The organism is Actinoplanes sp. NPDC089786 (genome assembly GCF_040684855.1).
Lineage (GTDB): Bacteria > Actinomycetota > Actinomycetes > Mycobacteriales > Micromonosporaceae > Actinoplanes.
Genome location: NZ_JBFBGU010000004.1, coordinates 66,800 through 86,854, shown reverse-complemented (window position 1 = coordinate 86,854; position 20,055 = coordinate 66,800). Strand labels below are relative to the sequence as shown.

16 protein-coding genes are annotated in these 20,055 nt (G+C 70.5%); 8 read left to right on the top strand and 8 right to left on the bottom strand.

What is annotated here, in order from left to right; genetic code table 11:
- Positions 1-69: 69 nt before the first annotated feature.
- From AB0O15_RS16815 to AB0O15_RS16780, 8 genes are all read left to right on the top strand, one after another.
- Positions 70-2,775 (top strand): EAL domain-containing protein, encoded by a 2,706-nt coding sequence (locus AB0O15_RS16815; RefSeq protein ID WP_364319194.1) that lies wholly within the window; start codon positions 70-72, stop codon positions 2,773-2,775.
- Between the two features lie 72 nt (positions 2,776-2,847).
- Positions 2,848-4,479: a glucose-6-phosphate isomerase gene (gene pgi / locus AB0O15_RS16810; RefSeq protein WP_364319192.1), complete on the top strand. Its 1,632-nt coding sequence runs from the start codon at positions 2,848-2,850 to the stop codon at positions 4,477-4,479.
- Entirely contained in the window at positions 4,469-5,551 is a 1,083-nt protein-coding gene (locus tag AB0O15_RS16805) for a winged helix DNA-binding domain-containing protein (RefSeq protein ID WP_364319190.1), read from the top strand. The genes pgi and AB0O15_RS16805 overlap by 11 nt, the downstream gene beginning before the upstream one ends.
- Positions 5,535-6,290: a protein phosphatase 2C domain-containing protein gene (locus AB0O15_RS16800; RefSeq protein ID WP_364319188.1), complete on the top strand. Its 756-nt coding sequence runs from the start codon at positions 5,535-5,537 to the stop codon at positions 6,288-6,290. Before AB0O15_RS16805 ends, AB0O15_RS16800 begins: the two co-directional genes overlap by 17 nt.
- Positions 6,291-6,671: 381 nt before the next feature.
- Complete coding sequence (locus AB0O15_RS16795; protein WP_364319187.1) at positions 6,672-8,150, top strand: MFS transporter; 1,479 nt, start codon at positions 6,672-6,674, stop codon at positions 8,148-8,150.
- Between the two features lie 201 nt (positions 8,151-8,351).
- The gene (locus AB0O15_RS16790) at positions 8,352-8,993 is read left to right on the top strand and encodes a transposase (RefSeq protein ID WP_364319185.1); all 642 of its coding nucleotides are present in this window, start codon (positions 8,352-8,354) and stop codon (positions 8,991-8,993) included.
- A 44-nt stretch (positions 8,994-9,037) separates the two neighbouring features.
- Positions 9,038-10,039 carry a transposase gene (locus tag AB0O15_RS16785; protein WP_364319184.1) on the top strand — a complete coding sequence of 334 codons (1,002 nt, stop codon included), beginning with the start codon at positions 9,038-9,040 and terminating at the stop codon, positions 10,037-10,039.
- A 144-nt stretch (positions 10,040-10,183) separates the two neighbouring features.
- Entirely contained in the window at positions 10,184-10,417 is a 234-nt protein-coding gene (locus tag AB0O15_RS16780) for an SDR family oxidoreductase (protein ID WP_364319182.1), read from the top strand.
- Positions 10,418-10,593: 176 nt separating this feature from the next.
- On the opposite strand, the gene AB0O15_RS16775 is transcribed toward AB0O15_RS16780, so the two are convergent.
- The 8 genes from AB0O15_RS16775 to AB0O15_RS16740 form a co-directional block, all read right to left on the bottom strand.
- Positions 10,594-11,592 carry a Gfo/Idh/MocA family oxidoreductase gene (locus AB0O15_RS16775; RefSeq protein WP_364319180.1) on the bottom strand — a complete coding sequence of 333 codons (999 nt, stop codon included), beginning with the start codon at positions 11,590-11,592 and terminating at the stop codon, positions 10,594-10,596.
- Positions 11,593-11,633: 41 nt separating this feature from the next.
- Positions 11,634-12,635, bottom strand: a complete 1,002-nt coding sequence (locus tag AB0O15_RS16770) for an ABC transporter permease (RefSeq protein ID WP_364319178.1) — start codon at positions 12,633-12,635, stop codon at positions 11,634-11,636.
- A gap of 85 nt (positions 12,636-12,720) precedes the next feature.
- Positions 12,721-13,680: an ABC transporter permease gene (locus tag AB0O15_RS16765; RefSeq protein WP_364319176.1), complete on the bottom strand. Its 960-nt coding sequence runs from the start codon at positions 13,678-13,680 to the stop codon at positions 12,721-12,723.
- Positions 13,680-15,242: a sugar ABC transporter ATP-binding protein gene (locus tag AB0O15_RS16760; RefSeq protein ID WP_364319175.1), complete on the bottom strand. Its 1,563-nt coding sequence runs from the start codon at positions 15,240-15,242 to the stop codon at positions 13,680-13,682. Before AB0O15_RS16760 ends, AB0O15_RS16765 begins: the two co-directional genes overlap by 1 nt.
- A gap of 23 nt (positions 15,243-15,265) precedes the next feature.
- Positions 15,266-16,348, bottom strand: coding sequence for an ABC transporter substrate-binding protein (locus AB0O15_RS16755; protein ID WP_364319173.1), 1,083 nt, complete (start codon positions 16,346-16,348; stop codon positions 15,266-15,268).
- 196 nt (positions 16,349-16,544) lie between these two features.
- On the bottom strand, positions 16,545-17,363 hold the full coding sequence (locus AB0O15_RS16750) for a DeoR/GlpR family DNA-binding transcription regulator (RefSeq protein WP_364319172.1): 819 nt from the start codon (positions 17,361-17,363) through the stop codon (positions 16,545-16,547).
- Positions 17,364-17,408: 45 nt separating this feature from the next.
- Positions 17,409-18,860 (bottom strand): FGGY-family carbohydrate kinase, encoded by a 1,452-nt coding sequence (locus tag AB0O15_RS16745; protein WP_364319170.1) that lies wholly within the window; start codon positions 18,858-18,860, stop codon positions 17,409-17,411.
- A gap of 58 nt (positions 18,861-18,918) precedes the next feature.
- Positions 18,919-19,623 carry a FadR/GntR family transcriptional regulator gene (locus AB0O15_RS16740; RefSeq protein WP_364319168.1) on the bottom strand — a complete coding sequence of 235 codons (705 nt, stop codon included), beginning with the start codon at positions 19,621-19,623 and terminating at the stop codon, positions 18,919-18,921.
- Positions 19,624-20,055 lie beyond the last annotated feature (432 nt).

Here is a 20,055-nt window from a genome sequence, read left to right as displayed (position 1 = left end):
TCCTCAAGTGATCCCGGCCACGCCCGATTTCGAATGATGTCGAGCAGACCGGCGGCTGGGAGGGGTGGGATGGCGGTCCGGCGTACCGAAACCGTTCTGATCCTGGCCCTGTTCTCGGCGGCCGCGATCTGTCTGACCACGGGACTCGGCGGGGAGATCTTCACCCGCGACCTGTCCAACATCGCCATCACCCTGGCCGCCGCCGTGGCCGGGATCGCCTGCCTCGGCAACGCGATCACCCGGCCCGGGCGGATGCGGTGGGCCTGGATCGGGATCGGCCTCGGCTCCCTGTCGTACGCGCTGGGCGAGGGCGTCTGGACCTACGGCGAGACCTTCCGCCACCTCGAGATGCCCGTCCCGTCCCTGGCCGACCTGTTCTACCTGGGCACGGTCCCGCTCACCGCGGCCGGCCTGCTGCTCGTCCCGGTGGCCCGGCCGACCATGGCCAACCGGTTCCGCAGCATCGTCGACGGCCTGATGATCGCCGCGTCGCTGCTGCTGATCAGCTGGATCTTCGTGCTGAACCCGCTGCTGCGGACCGGCGCCGACGACCAGGCCGGCCGCTACGTCCTGCTCGCCTACCCGGTCAGCGATGTCGTCCTGATCACGGTCGTGCTCCACATGCTCGCCCTGCTTCGCCGCGGCGGCCAGGACTGGGTGCCGTTCACGCTGGTCGGGGCCGCGGCCACGCTCCTCGGCGTCTCCGACAGCGCGTTCACCTTCGCCGGCCTGGCCGGCGGCTACCGCTCGGGCGGGGTGATCGACCTGGGCTGGCTGGCCGGCTTCATGCTGGTTCTGCTGGCCGCCCGCCGCCCGGAGCCGCCGGCCATCGTCGAGCACGGCGACGACCAGGCCGACCAGCAGCCGTTCGCGATGGTCGTCCCGTACGCCGCGGTCGTGGTGGCCCTGCTGATCAGCGTCGTCGAGTACGCCGTGACCGGCCCGGACGCCTTCGTCACCTGGACCCGCTCGGCGCTGATCCTGCTCATCGTGTGCCGGCAGATCCTGACCCTGCTCGAGAACCGGGCGCTGCGGAAGCGGCTCGAGGACCGGGTCGCCGGGCGTACCGCCGAACTCCAGGCCCGGGAGAACCGCTTCCGCGCGCTGGTGCAGCAGAGCTCCGACTCGGTGGCGGTGATCGACCGCGACACCACGATCCGGTACCAGAGCGAGTCGGTCGAGCGGATCTTCGGGTTCACCGCCGACGAGCTGGTCGGCGTCCGGCTCAAGGACGCGGTCGGCAGGCGTACGAAAGCGCAGCTCGAAGCCGCGATCGACGCGGTCCTGCAGCGGCCGCTGGCCACCGTCGTGGTCGAGACCATGCTGCCGCACAAAGCGGGCGGTCGCCGGCACGCCGAGGTGACCATCACCAACCTGCTGCACGACCCCACGGTCAACGGGCTGGTGCTCAACACCCGCAACATCCACGAGGCCAAGGTGCTTCAGGACCAGCTGGTCCACGAGGCGTACCACGACACGCTGACCGGGCTGGCCAGCCGGGCGCTGTTCCGCGAGGAGCTGGACTCCGCCGTCGACGAGGTGGCCATCCTGTTCCTCGACCTGGACGGGTTCAAGGAGGTCAACGACAGCCTCGGGCACGCCGCCGGCGACACCCTGCTGACCCAGGTGGCCGACCGGCTGCGCGCCTCGGTGCGCGACGGCGACACGGTGGCCCGGTTCGGCGGCGACGAGTTCGCGGTGCTGGTCGACTCGGTGACCGCGATGGCCGACGCCACGACGGTGGCCGGGCGGATCATCGCGGCGATGGCCCAGCCCTTCCCGGTCGGCGGCCGTGAGCTGCACGTCGGCGCCAGCATCGGCATCGCCTCGGCCGCCGACGCCGGCGACATCCAGCAGCTCCAGCGGAACGCCGACCTGGCCATGTACAAGGCCAAGGCGGCCGGCGGGAGCGGCTTCGCGGTGTACGACCCGGCCATGCACGACAAGCTCGTCGAGCGCCTGGAACTGGAGGCCGACCTGCGCCGCGCCCTGGAGCGCGACGAGATGACCCTGCACTACCAGCCGACCGTCGAGATGGCCACGGGCCAGATCACCGGCTTCGAGGCGCTGGTCCGCTGGCGTCACCCGGTCCGCGGGATCGTCTCGCCGCTGGAGTTCATCGGGATCGCCGAGGCGACCGGGCTGATCGGGCCGCTCGGCCGCTGGGTGCTGGCCGAGGCCTGCCGCCAGGCGGTTGCCTGGGGCGCGGGAACCACCCGCCGGCTGAAGATGGCGGTGAACGTCTCGGTACGCCAGTTCGACCACTGCGACCTGGCCGAACTCGTGGCCGAGGTGCTGGCCGAGACCGGGATGCCGGCCGACCAGCTGTGCCTGGAGATGACCGAGAGCGTGCTGCTCACCGAGACCGACGAGAACCTGGCCCAGCTCCAGCGGGTCAAGGCGCTCGGGGTCACGCTGGCCATGGACGACTTCGGCACCGGGTACTCGTCGCTGGCCTACCTGCGGCGCTTCCCGATGGACGTACTCAAGATCGACCGCTCGTTCGTCGACCGGCTGGGCGGGGACGACGAGGACGCGGCGCTGGTGCGGACCATCGTGCGGCTGGGCCAGAGCCTCGGCATGCAGACCGTGGCCGAGGGCATCGAGAACGTCGTCCAGCTGTCGGCGCTCCGGGAGATGGAGTGCGACTTCGCACAGGGGTACTACTTGTCGAAGCCGCTGCCCGCTCCCGAGGCCGGCGCCATCCTCGCCACCGGAATCCGGACACCCATCGCCGCCTGGGACGCCTCAAGCCTGGTTTTAAACCAGGCCTGAAGGCAGCCGGAATGGATTCGTGCCACGATGGGCGCGAGAGTCCGGGTTCCAACGCGGGAGTGTCGAAGCACAATGAGCGATCACGTTTCCGACAGCGCCGAGTGGCAGGCCGTCCAGGGTCTCGCGGAGAAGTTCTCCGCGGTGCACCTGCGAGACCTGTTCGACAGCGATCCGGGGCGCGGTGAGAAGCTCACCGGCCAGGTCGGCGATCTGTACGTGGACTACAGCAAGAACCTGGTCACCGACGAGGTGATCACCGCCCTGGTCGCGCTGGGGGAGAAGGCCCGGCTGCGCGAGCGGACCGCCGCGATGTTCGCCGGCGAACACATCAACGTCACCGAGAACCGGGCCGTGCTGCACACGGCGCTGCGCCTGCCGCGCGACGCCACGCTGGTGGTCGACGGGCAGGACGTGGTCGCCGACGTGCACGAGGTGCTCGGCCGGATGGGCGACTTCAGCGACAAGGTGCGGTCGGGCGAGTGGCGTGGCGCCACCGGCGAGCGCATCCGCACCGTGGTCAACATCGGCATCGGCGGGTCCGACCTGGGGCCGGTGATGGCCTACGAGGCGCTGCGGGCGTACGCGACCCCGGAGATCGAATGCCGGTTCATCTCCAACATCGACCCCACCGACCTCTACGCCAAGACCCACGACCTCGACCCGGCGACCACGCTGTTCGTGATCGTGTCCAAGACGTTCGGCACCCAGGAGACGCTGACCAACGCCACCGAGGCCCGCAACTGGCTGCTGGCGAAACTGGGCGGCGACGACTCCGCGGTGGCCAAGCACTTCGTCGCGGTCAGCACCAACGCCGACAAGGTGTCCGCGTTCGGCATCGACACGGCGAACATGTTCGGCTTCTGGGACTGGGTCGGCGGCCGCTACTCGCTGCCCTCCGCGGTCGGCCTGTCGGTGATGATCTCCATCGGCCGCGAGCAGTTCGCCGAGCTGCTGGCCGGTTACCACACCGTCGACGAGCACTTCCGCAACGAGCCGATCGAGCGCAACATCCCGGCGCTGCTGGGCCTGCTCAACGTCTGGTACGACACGTTCCTCGGCGCCCAGTCGCACGCGATCCTGCCGTACTCGCAATATCTGCACCGCTTCGCCGCCTACCTCCAGCAGCTCACCATGGAGAGCAACGGCAAGGGGGTACGCCTGGACGGCACCCCGGTCGCCTTCCAGACCGGCGAGGTCTACTGGGGCGAGCCCGGCACCAACGGCCAGCACGCCTTCTACCAGCTGATCCACCAGGGCACCAAGATGATCCCGGCCGACTTCATCGGGTTCAGCCAGCCCAACCACGACATCGGCGGCATGCACGACCTGTTCATGTCGAACTTCTTCGCCCAGACCGCGGCGCTCGCCTTCGGCCGCACCCTGGAGCAGGTGCAGGCCGAGGGTACGGACGCGGCCGTCGCCCCCCACCGGGTGATGCCGGGCAACCACCCGACCACCACGATCGTCGCCGACAAGCTGACCCCGAGCGTGCTCGGCCAGCTCATCGCCCTGTACGAGCACATCACGTTCACCCAGGGCACGGTCTGGCAGATCAACTCGTTCGACCAGTGGGGCGTCGAGCTCGGCAAGGTGATGGCCAACCAGCTCGCCCCGAAGCTCACCGACACCGCCACGCCGGCGTCCGACCGGGACAGCTCCACGAACACGCTGATCGCGCGGTACCGTGCGGCGCGTGGCCGTTGATTCCCTAGCGATACGCCTGCACAGCCTGCTGCTGCGAGACCACCCCGGCGGACGTCCGTCCGATGTCGCCGGGGTGGTTCGCTGGTTCGGGGCGATGCAGGCGCAGGACATGGCGTCGGTGCTGTGGTCGCTCGGCGCCCGGCTGCCCGGCGTCACGGCCGCCGCGATCTCCGCCGCGCTCGAGGACCGCTCGGTCCTGCGGACGTGGCCGATGCGCGGCACCGTCCACCTGATCCCCTCGGCCGACGCGCGCTGGATGCTCGAGCTGATGGGCGTCCGGGCGCTGGCCGGCGCGGCCAAACGGCGCGAGGTCATCGGGTTGTCGCTGGAAGCGGCCGAGCGCGGGGTCTCGGTGCTCGCCTCGGCGCTGGCCGGGGGCAAACGGCTGACGCGGGCCGAGTGCCTGCGCACGCTCACCGAGGCGGGCATCGACGTGGGCGGTCAGCAGGGCTACCACCTTCTCTGGTACGCCAGCCAGCAGGGCGTGACAGCGATCGCGCCGCACGTGGGCAAGGAGCAGACGTTCGTGCTCCTCTCCGACTGGGCTTCTGCTTCTGACTCGCCCTCGCGGGAGGAGGCGCTGGGCATCGTGGCGTTGCGCTACTTCCGCTCGCACGGGCCGGCCACGGTCGCCGATCTGGCCCGCTGGACGGGTCTCACCGTTCGCGACTGCCGGCTCGGGGTGTCGGTCGCCGGGGATGCGCTCGCTTCCATCGATGACCTGGTGTTCGACGCCGCTCTGTCCGGCTTCGAGCCGCCGCCGCTGGACGACTGGCTGGCCCTGCCCGGGTTCGACGAGTACCTGCTCGGCTACAAGGATCGCGCGCTGATGTTCGCCGACCCCGCCCACTTCGACGCGGTGGTGCCCGGCGGCAACGGCATCTTCCAGGCCACGATCGTCCGGTCCGGCGTGGTCGTGGCGACGTGGAAGCGGGTGCTCGGTTCCAGGTCGGTCGTCGTGACCGTGCAGCCGCTGGTCCCGTTGAAGGCCGGCGACCGCAAGCACGTGGCGGCCGCGCTCCAGCCGTACGCGTCCTTTCAGGAGCTGGATCTCGATGTCCGCTGGCCCTGAGGTGACCTGGAGCGCCGGCCCGGTCTCGCTGACCGCCGCGTCGGGCAGCGTGGTCGGCTACCGCTACGACGCCAACTACGACGTCGTCCACGTGGCCGCCGACCGCGCGCTCGCGGTGGTGGCCGACGGCATGGGCAGCGGTCCGGGCAGCGCCGCGGCCGGGCGTACCGCGGTCTCCACCTTCGTCGCGGCGGCCGCCCCCGGACCGGCCGCCCTGCTGTCCGCCGTGGCCGACGTCCAGCGCGAGGTGCGCGCCGCGGGCCAGGGGATCGGCGGCCTGACCGGCTGCACGCTGACCGCGTTCGTGGGCGACGGCGACCGGGCCTGGCTGGTCCAGCTCGGCGACTCCCGGGTCTACCGGTTGCGCAACGGGCTGCTCGAACTGCTCACCTCCGACCACACGATGGCCTGGCTCGGCGTCACCCACGGCTGGCTGACCCTGGACTCCGAGGCCGGCCATCGCGCCGGGTACCACCTGACCCGCTACGCCGGGCACCCCGACGCCCCCGAACCCGACATCCTGGCCGTGTCCCTGCGCCCGCGCGACCGCCTCCTGCTGTGCACCGACGGCGTCCACGGGCAGCTCTCCTACGACCACCTCCAGTCCGCGCTGGCCGCCGACCGCCCGCCCCCCTCCACGGTGTCCCGCCTGCTGGCCGACACCCTGCAGACCGGCGACGACAACGCCACCGCGGTCCTCATCGACGTCGGCGCGTTCACCCGTCCCGTCGGCGGATGACCCCGCGCTTCGCGCAGTCCGACGACGGCGAGGACCAGCGCGGTGAGCGGCCAGGGCGCGTAGACGATCCAGGCCGGCCGCCCGGCCGCCCGCCCCCGGTCCGGGTCCGCCTGATCGGTACTGCTCACGCTCGTCGGTTGCGGCTTCTCCATCGCCGCCAGCTGCCGGCCTAGGAAACCAGCGCCCTGGCCTGCGACCTCGCCCTGCCCTCGCGCAGTGCCGCGGCCGCCCTGCCCTCGCGCAGTGCCGCGGCCGCCGGGTCGTCGCCGGTGTACGGCACCGCCGCGGTTGACGGCCGGCTGCGCCGCCCGCGACCGCGTCCACCTGGTGATCATCGGGTACGAGACGGGCCGGGTCGCCGCGCCCGTCGTATCGTCGGGTGTGACTTCCCGGCGTGACGGTGCGGTCGTCGGCCTGGCCTGCACCGTGCAGTTCGTCGACGTCATCGGCGTGACGGTGCTCGTGGTGGCACTGCCGACCGTGCAGCACGATCTGCGGCTGTCGGCGGCGATGCTGTCCTGGGTGGCCGGTGGGTATGCGCTGGTCTTCGGCGGTCTGCTGGTGCCCGGCGGCTGGGTGGTCGATCTGGTCGGCCGGCGGGCCGCGTTCCTGGCCGGCAGTGCGGTCGTCGCCGCCGGTTCGGCGGTGTGCACGGTCGCCGGCGGTGGCGGCGCACTGCTGGCCGGGCGGGCGATCCAGGGCGCCGGCGCGGCGGTCGCGGTGCCGGCCGCTCTCGCCCTGGTCCTGGCCACGGCGCCGGAAGGGGCACGTCGCCGCCGGGCGCTCGGGCTGTGGACGGTCGCGGGCGCGGTGGGTGGCGCGTCGGGCTTCGTGCTCGGCGGGGTGGTCACCGAATACGTGGGCTGGCGGTGGTTGTTCGCGGCCGTCGCCGTGCTGGAGGTCATCGCGGTGGCGATCACGCCGCTGCTGGTCGGCCCGCCCGACCGCCGCGCCGCCGCTTCCCGCACTGCGGCCATTTCGGGTGGTCCGGCCATGTCGCGCGGTGCCGGCAGCTCTCGCGGTGCCGGCATCTTGCGCGGTGCCGCCGGGTCGAGGGCTGTCGGGGCTGGGGATGCCGGACGGCTTGACCTCGGCGGGGCGGGGCTGGCGGTTGTGGCTGTGGTCGCGCTGGTGTGGTCGCTCAACCACGGACTCGGCTCGCCGTCGTGGGCCGGACTGCTGGTGGCGGCGGCGGCCGGGATCGCCTTCGGGGTGCTGGAGCGGCGCGTATCCGTACCCATGGTTCCGCCGTGGGTCTGGCGGGTGTCGTCGTTCCGGCTCGGGGCGGGCGCGGCGGTCGTCCTGACCGCCACCACCAGTGGCGCCTCCGTGGTCGGCACCCTCTTCCTCCAGGACGGGCTGGGGCTGTCCGGCGCGGCCAGCGGCGCGTGCTTCGTGCTGCTCAGCGGCGGTGTCGTGGTCTCGTCGGCGCTGGCGCCGGCCGCCCTGCGCCGGATCGGCCCGCGTCGTGCGATGGTGACCGGCTTCGTGGCGATCGCGGCGTCGCTGGCCACGGAGGCGCTGAGCGTCGGCCGCACGTCCCTGGCCGGCTTCATGATCGGCCTGGCCGGCTCCGGCCTCGGTCTCGGTCTGGCCTCGGTCGCGTCCACCGCGCACGGGACCGCCGAGGCCACCGACGACACCAGCGGCCTGATCGGTGGCCTGCTCACCGCCGCGGCCCAGATCGGCACGGCCATCGGCATCGCCCTCCTGCTGGCGGCGACAACCGACTGGGCAACCGCCTTCCTGCTGGCCACCGCTACCGCGGTCCTCGCGGCCGTGGCGTGCGCGCTGGCGGACATCAGGGCCGGAGCGGGCCGGGGTGTCCGACGACCGGGTGGGTCGCGGGGTCAACGGTGATCGGGCGATCGGGTGGCTGCGGCGTCAGGGGTGGTCGGGCGATCGGGGGCTCTGGCACAAAGTTGGTGAATCGGTCTCGACCCCGGTCGACGATGGCCGTCCGATGTGGATGATCATGTTCGCCGTGCGATGATCATGGTATTGAGCTGTTGCTGCCTCATCTCGGCTCCTTGCGGATCAGGCAGGTGCGTGCCGAGGGGCGTGCGGGGCCTGCCGGTGCCCGAGGCGGGGACGGTGTCGGTGGTCGGCGTCGACGACTTCGCGTTCCGCAAGGGCCGTGACTACGGCATCATCAACATGGACACGGGCCGGCCGGTTGACCTGCTCCCCGACCGCCGCTCGGACACCTTCGCCGACTGGTTACGCGCTCACCCGGGCGCGCAGGTGATCTGCCGAGACCGGGCCAGCGGCTACGCCGAAGGCGGCCGGCTCGGCGCGCCGGACGCGATCCAGGTCGCTGACCGGTTCCACTTGCTGCAGAACCTCACTCAGGCGGTCGACCGAGTCGTCCGCGCCCACCGCGCCTGCCTGAAAGACCGGCCCGAGGCCGAAGCCGTGGCACAACCTCGACCGCCCGCCGACAACCCCGATGAGCAGGGCCGTCGCGCCAGCGTGACCCGCCAGCGGCACGCCGAGGTCCGCGCCTTGAACCTGACCGGCGTCGGGACCACTGCGATCAGCAGGGCGCTGAACCTCGACGCCAAGACGGTGCGTCGCTACCTGCGGGCAGAAACCCCCGACGAGCTGCTCGCCGAGGCCATGCCCCGGGAAAAGGAACTCGACGAACATGTCGGCTACCTCGCGAACGCTGGGAGCAGGGCTGCACCAACGCCGTCACGCTGACCAACGAATTACGCGAGCGCGGCTACCGCGGCAGCGCTCGCACCGTGCGCCGGCTGCTGCAGACCTGGCGCGACGGCACCGTCAATCCGACCGCGGTGATCGCTGTCGCCCCCAAGCCGCGCGAGGTGACCGGATGGAGCATCCGGCCAGCCGCCGAACGCACCGGCCAGGAACAAGCCGACCTGAACCGCATCCTGCAGCGCTGTGACAGCCTGCACATCGTCGACCGGCTGGTCAGCGACTTCGCCGGTATGCTCCACCAGCTTCGCGGACCACACCCACCCGCACGGCTTAATGAAAGACGGAGGGTAGGAGAACAGATCCGGTCTCCGTCATCCACGCCGGAATCGCCAGACCAGATGAGGCGACGGCTTCCCGTCCGCCGCGACCGGCCGACCGGCTACCATATCGACGAGCACGGCCGATCGGTCGCGTCGATGACGGCGTTCGGGATCCTGCCCCGTTTCACCGGCGTCGCGGTCCATGACGCCTACAGCGGCTACGACGGTTTCGCCGCTGCCACGCACGCCTTGTGCAATGCGCGCATCCTCTTCAGCGGCAACCGGGATCGGCGAGTTCGACCCACAAGCCCGCGCGGACGGCTGGGCCGAGGACCTCGTGAACCTGCTCGTCGACGCCCACCGCTGGGTCGCCCACCGGCGCACTCAAGACCACACGGCGCTGCCGCCGTCCAAGCTCGACGACCTGTCCACCCGCTACGACCGTCTCGTCGAACAGCCTCTGAGCATTCATCAACACCGCCCTGGCAAGCAACACCGGCCAGGAACCCGGCCTTACGACTACGAGACCGGAAACCCGAGTTCCTACGGTTCGCCACCGTCGCGTTCTCGAACAACGTCGCCGAACGGGCCGTCCGGATGATCAAATCCAAGACCCGGGTCAGCGGCGGCTTCCGCACCCTCACCGGCGCCCAAACGTTCCTCGCCATCCGCGGCTACATCTCGACCATCCGCAAGAACGGCTCCCGAACTACGTCACGCACTCCTCGGCAACCCATGGATGCCCCCGACGATCGCGTGACCTGAACAGTCACGCCGCGAGGAGCTTCGCTGTGCCCAGGATCGTCGCGAAGTAAGGACGGGTACCCGAGGTCGATCATCGCCGGGTAGAAGGGCGGTTGCCGGAATAGGTCTCGGCAGCATGTCGGGCATCATGGTCAACCGCCCCCAATGGAGCTCGCGTACAACGCGTCGAAGGCCGCGGTCCACCACCTGACCAAGTCGATGGCGGTGGAGTGGGCACCCTACGGCATCCGTGTCAACGCGGTCGCGCCCGGATACTCAAGACCGAGATGGCGCCGGTCGACCGGCCCGAGTTCCGGCGCCACTGGATCGAGGACTGCCCCCAGCAACGCTTCGCATCGCCGGAGGAGATCGCCCCAGCGTCGTCTTCCTCGCCAGTGACGCCGCCTCCTTCATCACCGGCTCCGTGCTCGTGGCCGACCGTGGCTACACCGCGGTCTGACGCCGGCACGCGCGCCCGTCACCCCGCGTCCATCACCCCCGCCTCGCCGACGCGCCCGCTCCCCACCACCCCCGCCTCACCGACCCGCACGCGCCGGGCGCACATCGCCCGCCGGTCATTCCACCGTCGAGACCCGGGATCCACTCTCGTACGAGCTGATGATCGCCTCGGCGAGCATCAGCGCCCGCCGGCCGGCGCTGATGGGTACGGGAGGTGGGCCGCCGGCCCGCAGCGCGGCGAGCAACTCATCGACGTGCCGGTCGAAGGTGGCGTGGAAACTGCGGTCGGTGTCGTTGAAGTATCCCGCCTGCCAGACGTGAGCGGTCTCGTCCTCGGCACGCTGGAAGCTGTAGCGGCGAACGGTGTCGTCGATGAGGATCCGTCCGGCGGTGCCGTTGAGCTCGACCCGGTGGGCGTCCCGGTAGGCATAGGACGAGTCGTACGAGCCGACCAGGCTGCCGACCGCGCCGTTGCCAAACCGCGCCGCCACGACGAGCGTCGACCAGCCGTGCCCGCTCGGGTCCGCCAGTTGCGCCACGACCGACTCGATCGGGCCGAAGAGGTGTTCCAGAAGGTCCAAGCCGTGGCATTGGGTCTCGATGAGGTTCGCGTGCGGGTGCCGGCTGGTCCCGGGCTCGCCACCGAAGCGCCAGGTCGCGAAGGCGAGCCGGCCGAGGTCTCCCCGGCCGATGGCGGCGACGGCCAGGCGGACGGGCTTGGCGTACCGGTGGTTGAAGTTGATGCCGACGAACAGGTCTCGCCGGGCCGCCTCGGCAACCAGGGTGTCGGCCTCGGGCAGCGCGAACACGAGCGGCTTCTCCAGCAGCAGCGGCACCCCCGCCCGGATGAGCCGCAGCGTCGGCTCGTAGTGCCGCTCGTTCGGCAGGCAGACCGCGACGAGATCGGGCCGGGTCCGGTCCAGCATCTCGTCGAGGTCGACGTAGGCGGCCGTGCCGAACTCGGCGGCTCTGGCCGCGGTCCGGCCCGGATCCCTGCCGACGATGGCGACCAGGGAGGTGTCGGTTCGGCCGGCGAACAGCTCCGCGTGGTGCCGCCCCCACCAGTCGCCGGTGCCGACGACGGCGACCCGCACCGGCACGGTGTTCGGGGACATGGGGGGCCGGACGACCCCTGGTGCGTATCGTGCCGCGGCGTTCATCGCATCCTCCGGCGGGTGAGACGGGACTGGATCAGCACCACGACCACGAGGAACGTGCCGCTGACGACCTGTTGGTAGTACGCGGTGAGGGTGCCGACCTGGTTGATGAGGTTCTGAATGACCTTGAGCAGCAGCACCCCGGCGAGGGTCCCGCTGAGCGAGCCGGCGCCACCGGTGAGCAGAGTGCCACCGATCACCACGGCGGCGATCGCCTCCAGCTCGCGGCCCTCGCCGATGGTCGGCAGGCCGGACTGCGTCTGCGCGGCCACCAGCACTCCGGCGATGCCGGTGAGCAGCGCGCTCAGGACGTACACCAGCACCCGGACCCTGGCGACCGGCAGACCCATCAGCTCGGCCGCCTCCTGGCTGTCGCCGATGGCGAACGTGGCCTGGCCGAACCTGGTTCGGTTGAGCACCACGACACCGGCGGCGAAGACCACCAGCGCGAGCCAGACCGGCGCGCTGAGCCCGAGCAGGCGTGCCTGGCCGAGCTTGGTGAGGGTCAGCTCGGCCGGGATGATGTACACCGTGTTGCCCTCGTCGGCGACGGCGAACGCCAGGCCACGGGCGAAGAGCAGGGCGGCCAGCGTGACGATGAACGGTGCGATCCGGGCCCGGCCGATCAGCAGCCCGTTGACCAGTCCGATGACGCCGCAGACGGCGAGCGGCAGCAGCACAGCGGTGACGGTGCCCCAGCGGGAGCCGTACGCGGTCAGCACACCACTGACCGCAAGGAGCGACCCGACCGAGAGGTCGATGCCGCCGCTGAGGATGACGAACGTCATGCCGGTCGCGATGAGCAGCAGGTAGGAGCTGTCCAGAGCGATGTTGCCGAGATTGCGGCCACTCGCGAAGCTTTCGCCGAAGATGAGCGAACCGGCGACGAGCACCAGGACGAGCACGATCGGCGTGCCGGCCCGGTCGGGACGCCACCACAGCAGACGGGCGACGGTCCTCGGTTCGGCTCTCGGAGCCGCGGTGTTCTCGACGGCGGTCATGCTGTGCCTCCTTTCGGCATGCCCTTCTGGCCCTCGCCTGCGAGGCTGTGGGCGGGTGCGGCCGGGTGCCGCTCGGTGCAGGCGGTCATGCCCTGCTCCGTCCGCGTTGGACGTACACGGCGGCGACGATGATGCCGGCCTGGAGCATGCGGGCCGTGGAGTCCGGCAGATCCTGCTGGATCACGGTGGCGGTGATCAACTGCATCAACAGGGCTCCCATCAGCGTGCCCACGATGCGGACACGGCCGCCGGACAAGGGGGTGCCGCCGACGACGACGGCGGTGATCGCGCTGAGCTCGATGAGCAGACCGACGAACGAGGGATCGCTGGCCCCCTGCCGAGCGGTGCTGATCACCCCGGCGGTTGCGGCCAGCAGCCCGCTGATGATGTAGACGGTGACCAGGGTGCGCTTGACCGGCAGGCCGGCCAGGGTGGCCGCGGCCCGGTTGCCGCCGACCGCCAGCAGCCGCCGTCCGAACGCGGCTCGGTGGACCGCGACTGCCGCCGCCCCGGTCACCACGAGCACCAGAAGGACGCTGACCGGGATGCCGAGGACCGCGTCGTTGCCGAGCGCGCCGAGGACGGGGTCGAAGATCTCGGTCAGCCGGCCCTCGGCGAGCACCAGGGCCAGCCCGCGGCAGGCGACCAGCATGCCGAGGGTGGCGATGATGGGTTGCATGCGGGCGAACGCGACCAGCGATCCGTTGACGGCTCCGACGGCGGCGCCGGCCAGCACCGCGATCGCGATGGCCGGCCAGGCGCCGTAGCCGAGGTACAACGGCAGCAGCGCGGCGCTGATCGCCATGGTGGAGCCGACCGAGAGATCGATGCCCTCGCTGGCGATGACCAGGGCCATGCCGACCGCGACGATCGCGACCGGTGCGACCTGCACCAGCTGGAGACGCAGGTTGGCCACGGTGGCGAAGTTCGGCGTGAAGGCGAGGTTGAAGACCAGAAGCAGGGCGATCGCGAGATAAACGCCGCCCGACTGGAGCAGGCCCAAGGTGTCCAGGCGGCCACGCCGGGCGGTGAGGGCGTCCGTCATCAGAGGCCCCCCTCCGGTGCGGCGGGTGCCCGCACCGCCTGATCGTCCTCGGAGGCCTGGGCGATCGCGTGCATGATGTGGTCCTCGCTGACATCGTCGCCGCGCAGCAGGGCGACGACGGCGCCGTCGCGCAGCACGAGTACCCGCCCGGCGCCCTCCACGACCTCCTCGAGTTCCGAGGAGATGAGAAGCACGCCCAGGCCGAGCGTGGCGAGTTCGCTGATCAACGACTGGATCTCGGCCTTGGCGCCGACGTCGATGCCGCGGGTCGGCTCATCGAGAATGAGCACTTTGGGGTACAGGCACAGCATCCGGGCGAGCAGGACCTTCTGCTGGTTGCCGCCGGACAGCTCGCCTACCTTCTGATCGAGGCTCGACGCCTTGATCCGGAGCCGTTTGACGAACGTGTTCACGATCTCGTCCTGCCGGCGTCGGGAGACGAACCCCGCCGTGGTGAGCCTCGGCAGCGCGGCCAGCACGATGTTGTCGCGAACGCTGAGTTCACCCACGATCCCCTCGGACTTGCGGTCCTCGGGCACCATCCCGATTCCGCTGCGGATGGCGGCGGCCGGGCTCCAGCGCCGGGCGGAACCGCCGTCGACGCTGACGGTTCCGGCGTCGAGTCCATCGACGCCGAAGATGGCCTTGGCGGTCTCGGTGCGGCCGGAGCCGAGCAACCCGGCCAGGCCCACGACCTCACCGGCGTGCACCTCGACGCTGACGTCGTCGAGCAGCGGACGGCGGGTGAGCCCTTCGGCACGCAACACCGGTGTGCCGGTGGCCTCGAGCTGCCGGTCGTCGAAGGTCGTCGCGCCGTGCCGGCGGATCTGGTCGACGTCCCGGCCGAGCATCGTGGCGACCAGCCGTAGCCTGGTGGTTCCGGCGACCGGCCCGGTGTGCACCAGGCGTCCGTCGCGCAGGACCGTCACCTGGTCACAGATCCGGAAGACCTCGTCGAGCTTGTGCGTCACGTAGAGCACCGCGACGTGCCGGCGGCGCAGCAGCGCGACGACGTCGAGCAGCAGATCGACCTCGCGGGGCTCCAGCGACGAGGTCGGCTCGTCCATGATGACCACCCGCGCGTCGCCGGACACCGCGCGGGCGACGGCGATCATCTGCTGCACGCCGAGGCCGAGTTCGCCGAGCCTGCGTCGCACGTCGACGGTGATCCCGTAACCCGCCAGGACTTTCCTGGCGTCGCGGTGCATGCGCCGGAAGTCGATGAGGCCGAACCGGTTGGTGGGTTCGCGGCCCAGGTACAGGTTGCCGGCGACGCTGCGCATCGGCACCAGGTTGACCTCCTGGTAGATGGTGCTGATGCCGGCGGCCTGCGCGTCACGGGGGTGCGGGAAGGCCGCCGGCTCGCCGAGATAGCGCACCTCGCCGTCGTCCGGCCGGTACACCCCGGTGATGAGCTTGATCAGCGTGGACTTACCCGCACCGTTCTCGCCGACCAGCGCGTGCACCTGGCCGGGGTGCAGTTCGACGGAGACACCGGCCAGGGCACGAACGCCGGCGAAGTGCTTGCCGACCGAGCGCACGTCGACGGCGGGAGTGGTCATCGGGCCGCTCACTCTCAGGGTCGTCAGTACGCGTTGGCGAGTTCGGTCTTGGCGTTGTCCTTCGTGTACTCCTTGTCGGAGATGATGGTCTTCTCGACGACGCCCGTGCCGCTGTAGAAGTCCTCGAGTGCCTGGAAGGCGAGCGGACCGAAACGGGGGTTGGACTCGATGACGCCGGCGATCCAGCCGTCGAGGATTCCCTGGACGGCGCCCTTCGTACCGTCGATCGTGATGATCTTGATGTCGCCCGGCTTCTTGTTGGCGCCCTTGAGTGCCGCGACCGCCCCCAGCGCCATCTCGTCGTTCTCCGCGTAGATGGCGCCGATCCGGGGATTGGCCGAAATGAGCTGCTCGGTGACCTTCTGCCCCTTCTCCCGGGTGAAGTCGCCGGTCTGCTCGGCGACGACCTTCAGCGCGGAGTTCTTGGCAGCCAGCTGGTCCTTGAAGCCCTTGGTGCGGTCGACCGTCACGTTGACGCCGGACGCGCCGAGCAGGATCGCGACCTCGCCCTTGTCACCGGTCGCCTTGATCAGGGCGTCCGCGGCACGCTGACCCTGGACGACGAAGTCGGAGCCGATCCAGCCCAGGTAGTCCTTGCAGGGCGTCTTCGTGGTGAGCAGCCGGTCGATGGTCATCACCGGCACCTTGGCGTCCTGGGCCGCCTTGAGCGCGGGGTCGAGGCCCTCCGAGTTGAGCGGTGAGATGATCAGCGCCTGGGCACCCTGGGCGATCATGCCCTGAATGTCGGCGATCTCCTTGTTGAGGTCGGACTGCGCGTTGGTGGTGATGAGCTTGATGCCCCGCTTGGCCGCCTCCTCCTTGATGGACTGCGTCTCCGTGATCCGGAACGGATTCGCTTCCTTCTCCGACTGAGCGAAACCCACGGTGATGGTCTTCAGGTCGAGCTTCGGGACACCGCCGTTGTACTTCTCCGGTATGCAATTGTCGGTTCCCGTGGTGGTCTGGACCTGCTGTGCTGCCGAACCGTTCGCGCTGGGAGCGTCGTCGCCGTCGCCGGCGGCCTTGGTGCAGCCGGCGGTGAGCACGAGCACGGCCAGTGTGGCACCGGCCGCGGCGCCACGGATGAGCTGTCTAGGGCTGGGCATCGCTGGCGTCCCTTCACATGGGGGCATGACGGACCAGGGCCCTGCGCGGCAAGGAGAGCTGCGCAGGTGCCAGAAGTTGAAAGAGTTTGACTGGAACTGGGGCAGATCGTAGCCACGTTGTGGCAGCTGCTGTCAATAGCCGAAACGAAATGACCAGGGATGATGGAGGTGACCGGGGTGCGCCGGTCTGCCGCCGTCACGCGATCTGTACGTCGATGCCTTCCGCGCGCAACCGGCGGACCATGTCGGGATCCGCCGCGTCGTCGGTGACCAGCACGTCGATGCGGTCGCTCGGCACGGTCTGGCACATCGTGTCGTGACCGATCTTCGTGTGGTCGGCGAGCACGACGACCTGCTTCCCGGCGGCCATCATCGCCTGGTCGGTCGCGGCCGCGAAGACGTTGGGCGTGGTCAGGCCGCGCTCGGTCGTGACGCCGTCACCGGAGAGGAACACCTGCGCGCCCCGCAGGCCCTGGAGGACCTGCTCGGTGATCGGACCGACCATCGCGCCGATCGAACGGCGCAGCGCACCGCCGACGAGCACGACGTCGATCTGCGGTGTGCCGATGAGCTCCTGAGTCACCGGAATCGAGTTGGTCACCACGGTCAGATGCCCGATCGTGGTGAGCCGCCGGGCCAGTGCGGTGGTGGTGCGGCCCGGACCGAGCAGCACGGCGCTACCCGGTACGACGAGCCCGGCGGCGTGCGCCGCGATGGCCTCGCGTTCGGCGCGCACCGCGTCGATCGTCGCACCGTCGGCGGAGGCCGGTGGGGGGCTCTCGACCGGCTCGGCGGGCGTGCTCGATGGCGCTCGCGGCGCCGCTGGTGCCATGGCGGGCAGGGGGCCGACGCCGCCTCGCGTCGCCGCGAGCAGCCCGTCGGCCACCATGGAGCGCAGATCCCGGCGCACCGTGGACTCGGAGATCCCGAGCACCTCGGCGAGTTCGCGGAACGAGACGTAGCCCTGGTCGCGAACCCGCTCCAGTAGCCGTCGACGCCGCTCGGCGATCAGCACCGAGACACCTCCCTCCCTGTCCGTACCTGGTCGATGCAGAATATGTCAGATCCTGTCACCGCTGTCGAGAAGTGTGAGGAAGCGAGCGTACGCGGCGTCGATCACGTCCGACGACCGCGGCTCGAACCGCCGCGGCGGCAGCGAGGCACGCACGACGTCCCTCATCTCGGCCGGCGAGGACAGCTCGCCGGCTGCCCAGGCCTGGACCAGCAGGTTGCCGATGGCGGTGGCCTCCACCGGGCCGGCCAGCACCAGCCGGCCGGTCACATCGGCAGTCAGCTGGCACAACAACGGGTTCGCCGCCCCGCCTCCGACGATGTGCACCACGTCGGCGCGGCTGTCTGCCAGCGCCTCGGCGCGCTCCAGGGTCCATCGATGCTTACAGGCGAGGCTGTCCAGCACGCAACGCACCAGTGCGGCCCGGTCCACGGGAACCGGCTCCCCGCTCGCCCGGCAAAGCTCGGCCAGCCGCGCCGGCATGTCATCCGGCGCGACGAGACCGGGTGCGTCCGGGTCGATCAGGGACCGGAACGCCGGTGCGGTGCCCGCGGCGGCTACGAGATCGTCGTACGGTGGCGAGCCCCACGCCGCCCGGCACCGCTGGAGCAACCACAGACCCGTCCCGTTGCGCAGGAACCGGATGGTTCCGTCGATTCCGGCCTCGTTGGAGAAGCCGGCCAGCCGGGCGGCGTCGGTCAGCACCGGCGCCGGCAACTCCAGGCCGACCAGCGACCAGGTCCCCGAGGAGATGTACGCGAAGCTGCCCGCCCCGGCCGGAACCGCGGCGACGGCGGAAGCGGTGTCGTGTCCGGCGACCGCCCACAGCGGCACCCGCCGGTCAGCCAGTAACGAACCGACCTGGGTGCCGGGCGCCACGACGTCGGCGTCGAAGAGCCGGCCGGGTATGCCGAGCGCCTGGATGACGCCGGTCGCCCAGCGACGGGTGACGACGTCGAGCAGCTGGCCGGTGCTCGCGATCGTCTGCTCGGTGACCTGCCGGCCGCTCAGCCAATACCCGAAAAGGTCAGGCAGCATGGCAAGCCGTTCGGCGACGGCCAGTTGCGGTGAGTCCTCCATCGCCACGAGCTGGCTGGTGGTGTTGATCGGCAGGGTCGCGGTGCCGGTAGTGCGGTACAGCTCGGCGGGATCGACGCGCTCGGCGACCAGCCTGGCGCCGGACTCCGTCCGCCGGTCACGGTAATGCCATGGATTGCCGATCAGCCGGCCGTCGCGGTCCAGCAGCGCGAAATCGTTGCCCCACGCATCGATGCCGATCCCGCCGACCCTGTCCCGGCCCCGCTCGGCCAGCGCTGCGGTCAGCCCGGCCGACAGGTCCGCGAACAGGGCCAACACGTCCCAATGCAGTCCCTCGGGCAATGCCACGGGGCGGTTGACGAACCGGTGCACCTCGCGCACCTCGAGCCGGTCACCATCGAGCACGCCGCGCAGCACACGGCCGGTCTCGGCACCGAGGTCGACCGCCAGGAACACAGGCATCGCAAGAGCCTAGCCGCGACTCGCGGATCAGGTGACGACGGTGAGCCTTGGCGGTCATTCAGGGTCCGGCGTCGGGTGCGGTCATGGCGCGGACGGCCCCTTCGACGCCGAGGATGTGCGCGGCCGCCAGCATGCGGGCGCGCTCGCTGTCCCGGTCGGCAATCGCCTGGTAGATCATCTGGTGCTCCACGGCCGTGCGGGAGTCGGCTCCGGCGTCGGCGCGGCCGCGCCACAACCTGGCGCGCACCGTGCGCCCGGAGGCGTGCTCGATCAGCGCGGCGAGCACCGGATTCCCGCACCGCGTGGTGATCAGGTTGTGGAACGCCCGGTCGTTGGCCATCAGTTGTTCGTGGTCGATGGCCGGCGACTGGAGCAGAGCGTGGGCTTGCCTCATCAGGTTGCGGAGTTCGGCCAGGTCGTCGTCGGTAAGCCGCTCGACGGCCAGGGCCGTGGCCTCCGGTTCGAGGAGCCGGCGGACGTGCAGGAACTGCCGCTCGCCCGCTTCGCCGTGCAGGTCGGCGACGAATCCCATGCCGTCCAGCAGCAGGTCGGGCCGGAGGCTGGTGACGTACGTGCCGTCACCTTGCCGGGTCTGCAGAACCTTCAGCGTGGTGAGCGCCCGGACCGCCTCGCGCAACGTGTTCCGGGAGACGCCGAGGCTGGCGGCCAGGTCCTTCTCGACCGGCAGCTTGTCGCCGGGCCGGAGTTCGCCGTCGACGAGCATCTGTTTGATCCGGCCGATCGCCGAGTCGATCGCACCCATGGCTCAGCCTTGCACGCCGGCAGGGTTCTTCCCGAGCGTGACATGCGCTCGCCCTGATTGATCCCATGAATAACCATGGCGGGCGAGTGGCAACTTGGCTCAAGTTGAGAAAAGTGTGGGATATAAGCCAATAAACGGGGCATATATGTCCACCACTATTTGCAGATCGTTTCAACTTCTGGCACTAGCGTCTATAGACATTGGGTGAATCCGAGGGATAGATTCCGGCTACCCAGCACGTTCCCCCCGCTCACAGCCCTCGTCCCGGCCATGGTGGAGGCCCCTATGGCATCTGACGCCACTGAGCGTGACGGCTACCCAGGCGCGGCATCCCCGCGCCACGGAGCAGAGATCCCGCGCGGTGTATCGAACCTTGCATGGCCGGCGGGGCACCGACCGGAAGGCGCCGGACCGGAAGACAGCGGACCCCCG

Bases quoted from the DNA above. Each gene is read 5' to 3' on its own strand.
- AB0O15_RS16815 (WP_364319194.1), top strand. From the start codon at position 70: ATGGCGGTCCGGCGTACCGAAACCGTTCTGATCCTGGCCCTGTTCTCG.
- AB0O15_RS16745 (WP_364319170.1), bottom strand. From the start codon at position 18,860: ATGCCTGTGTTCCTGGCGGTCGACCTCGGTGCCGAGACCGGCCGTGTG.
- AB0O15_RS16800 (WP_364319188.1), top strand. From the start codon at position 5,535: ATGTCCGCTGGCCCTGAGGTGACCTGGAGCGCCGGCCCGGTCTCGCTG.
- AB0O15_RS16755 (WP_364319173.1), bottom strand. From the start codon at position 16,348: ATGCCCAGCCCTAGACAGCTCATCCGTGGCGCCGCGGCCGGTGCCACA.
- AB0O15_RS16765 (WP_364319176.1), bottom strand. From the start codon at position 13,680: ATGACGGACGCCCTCACCGCCCGGCGTGGCCGCCTGGACACCTTGGGC.
- pgi (WP_364319192.1), top strand. From the start codon at position 2,848: ATGAGCGATCACGTTTCCGACAGCGCCGAGTGGCAGGCCGTCCAGGGT.
- AB0O15_RS16775 (WP_364319180.1), bottom strand. From the start codon at position 11,592: ATGTCCCCGAACACCGTGCCGGTGCGGGTCGCCGTCGTCGGCACCGGC.
- AB0O15_RS16740 (WP_364319168.1), bottom strand. From the start codon at position 19,623: ATGGGTGCGATCGACTCGGCGATCGGCCGGATCAAACAGATGCTCGTC.
- AB0O15_RS16760 (WP_364319175.1), bottom strand. From the start codon at position 15,242: ATGACCACTCCCGCCGTCGACGTGCGCTCGGTCGGCAAGCACTTCGCC.
- AB0O15_RS16780 (WP_364319182.1), top strand. From the start codon at position 10,184: ATGGAGCTCGCGTACAACGCGTCGAAGGCCGCGGTCCACCACCTGACC.
- AB0O15_RS16770 (WP_364319178.1), bottom strand. From the start codon at position 12,635: ATGACCGCCGTCGAGAACACCGCGGCTCCGAGAGCCGAACCGAGGACC.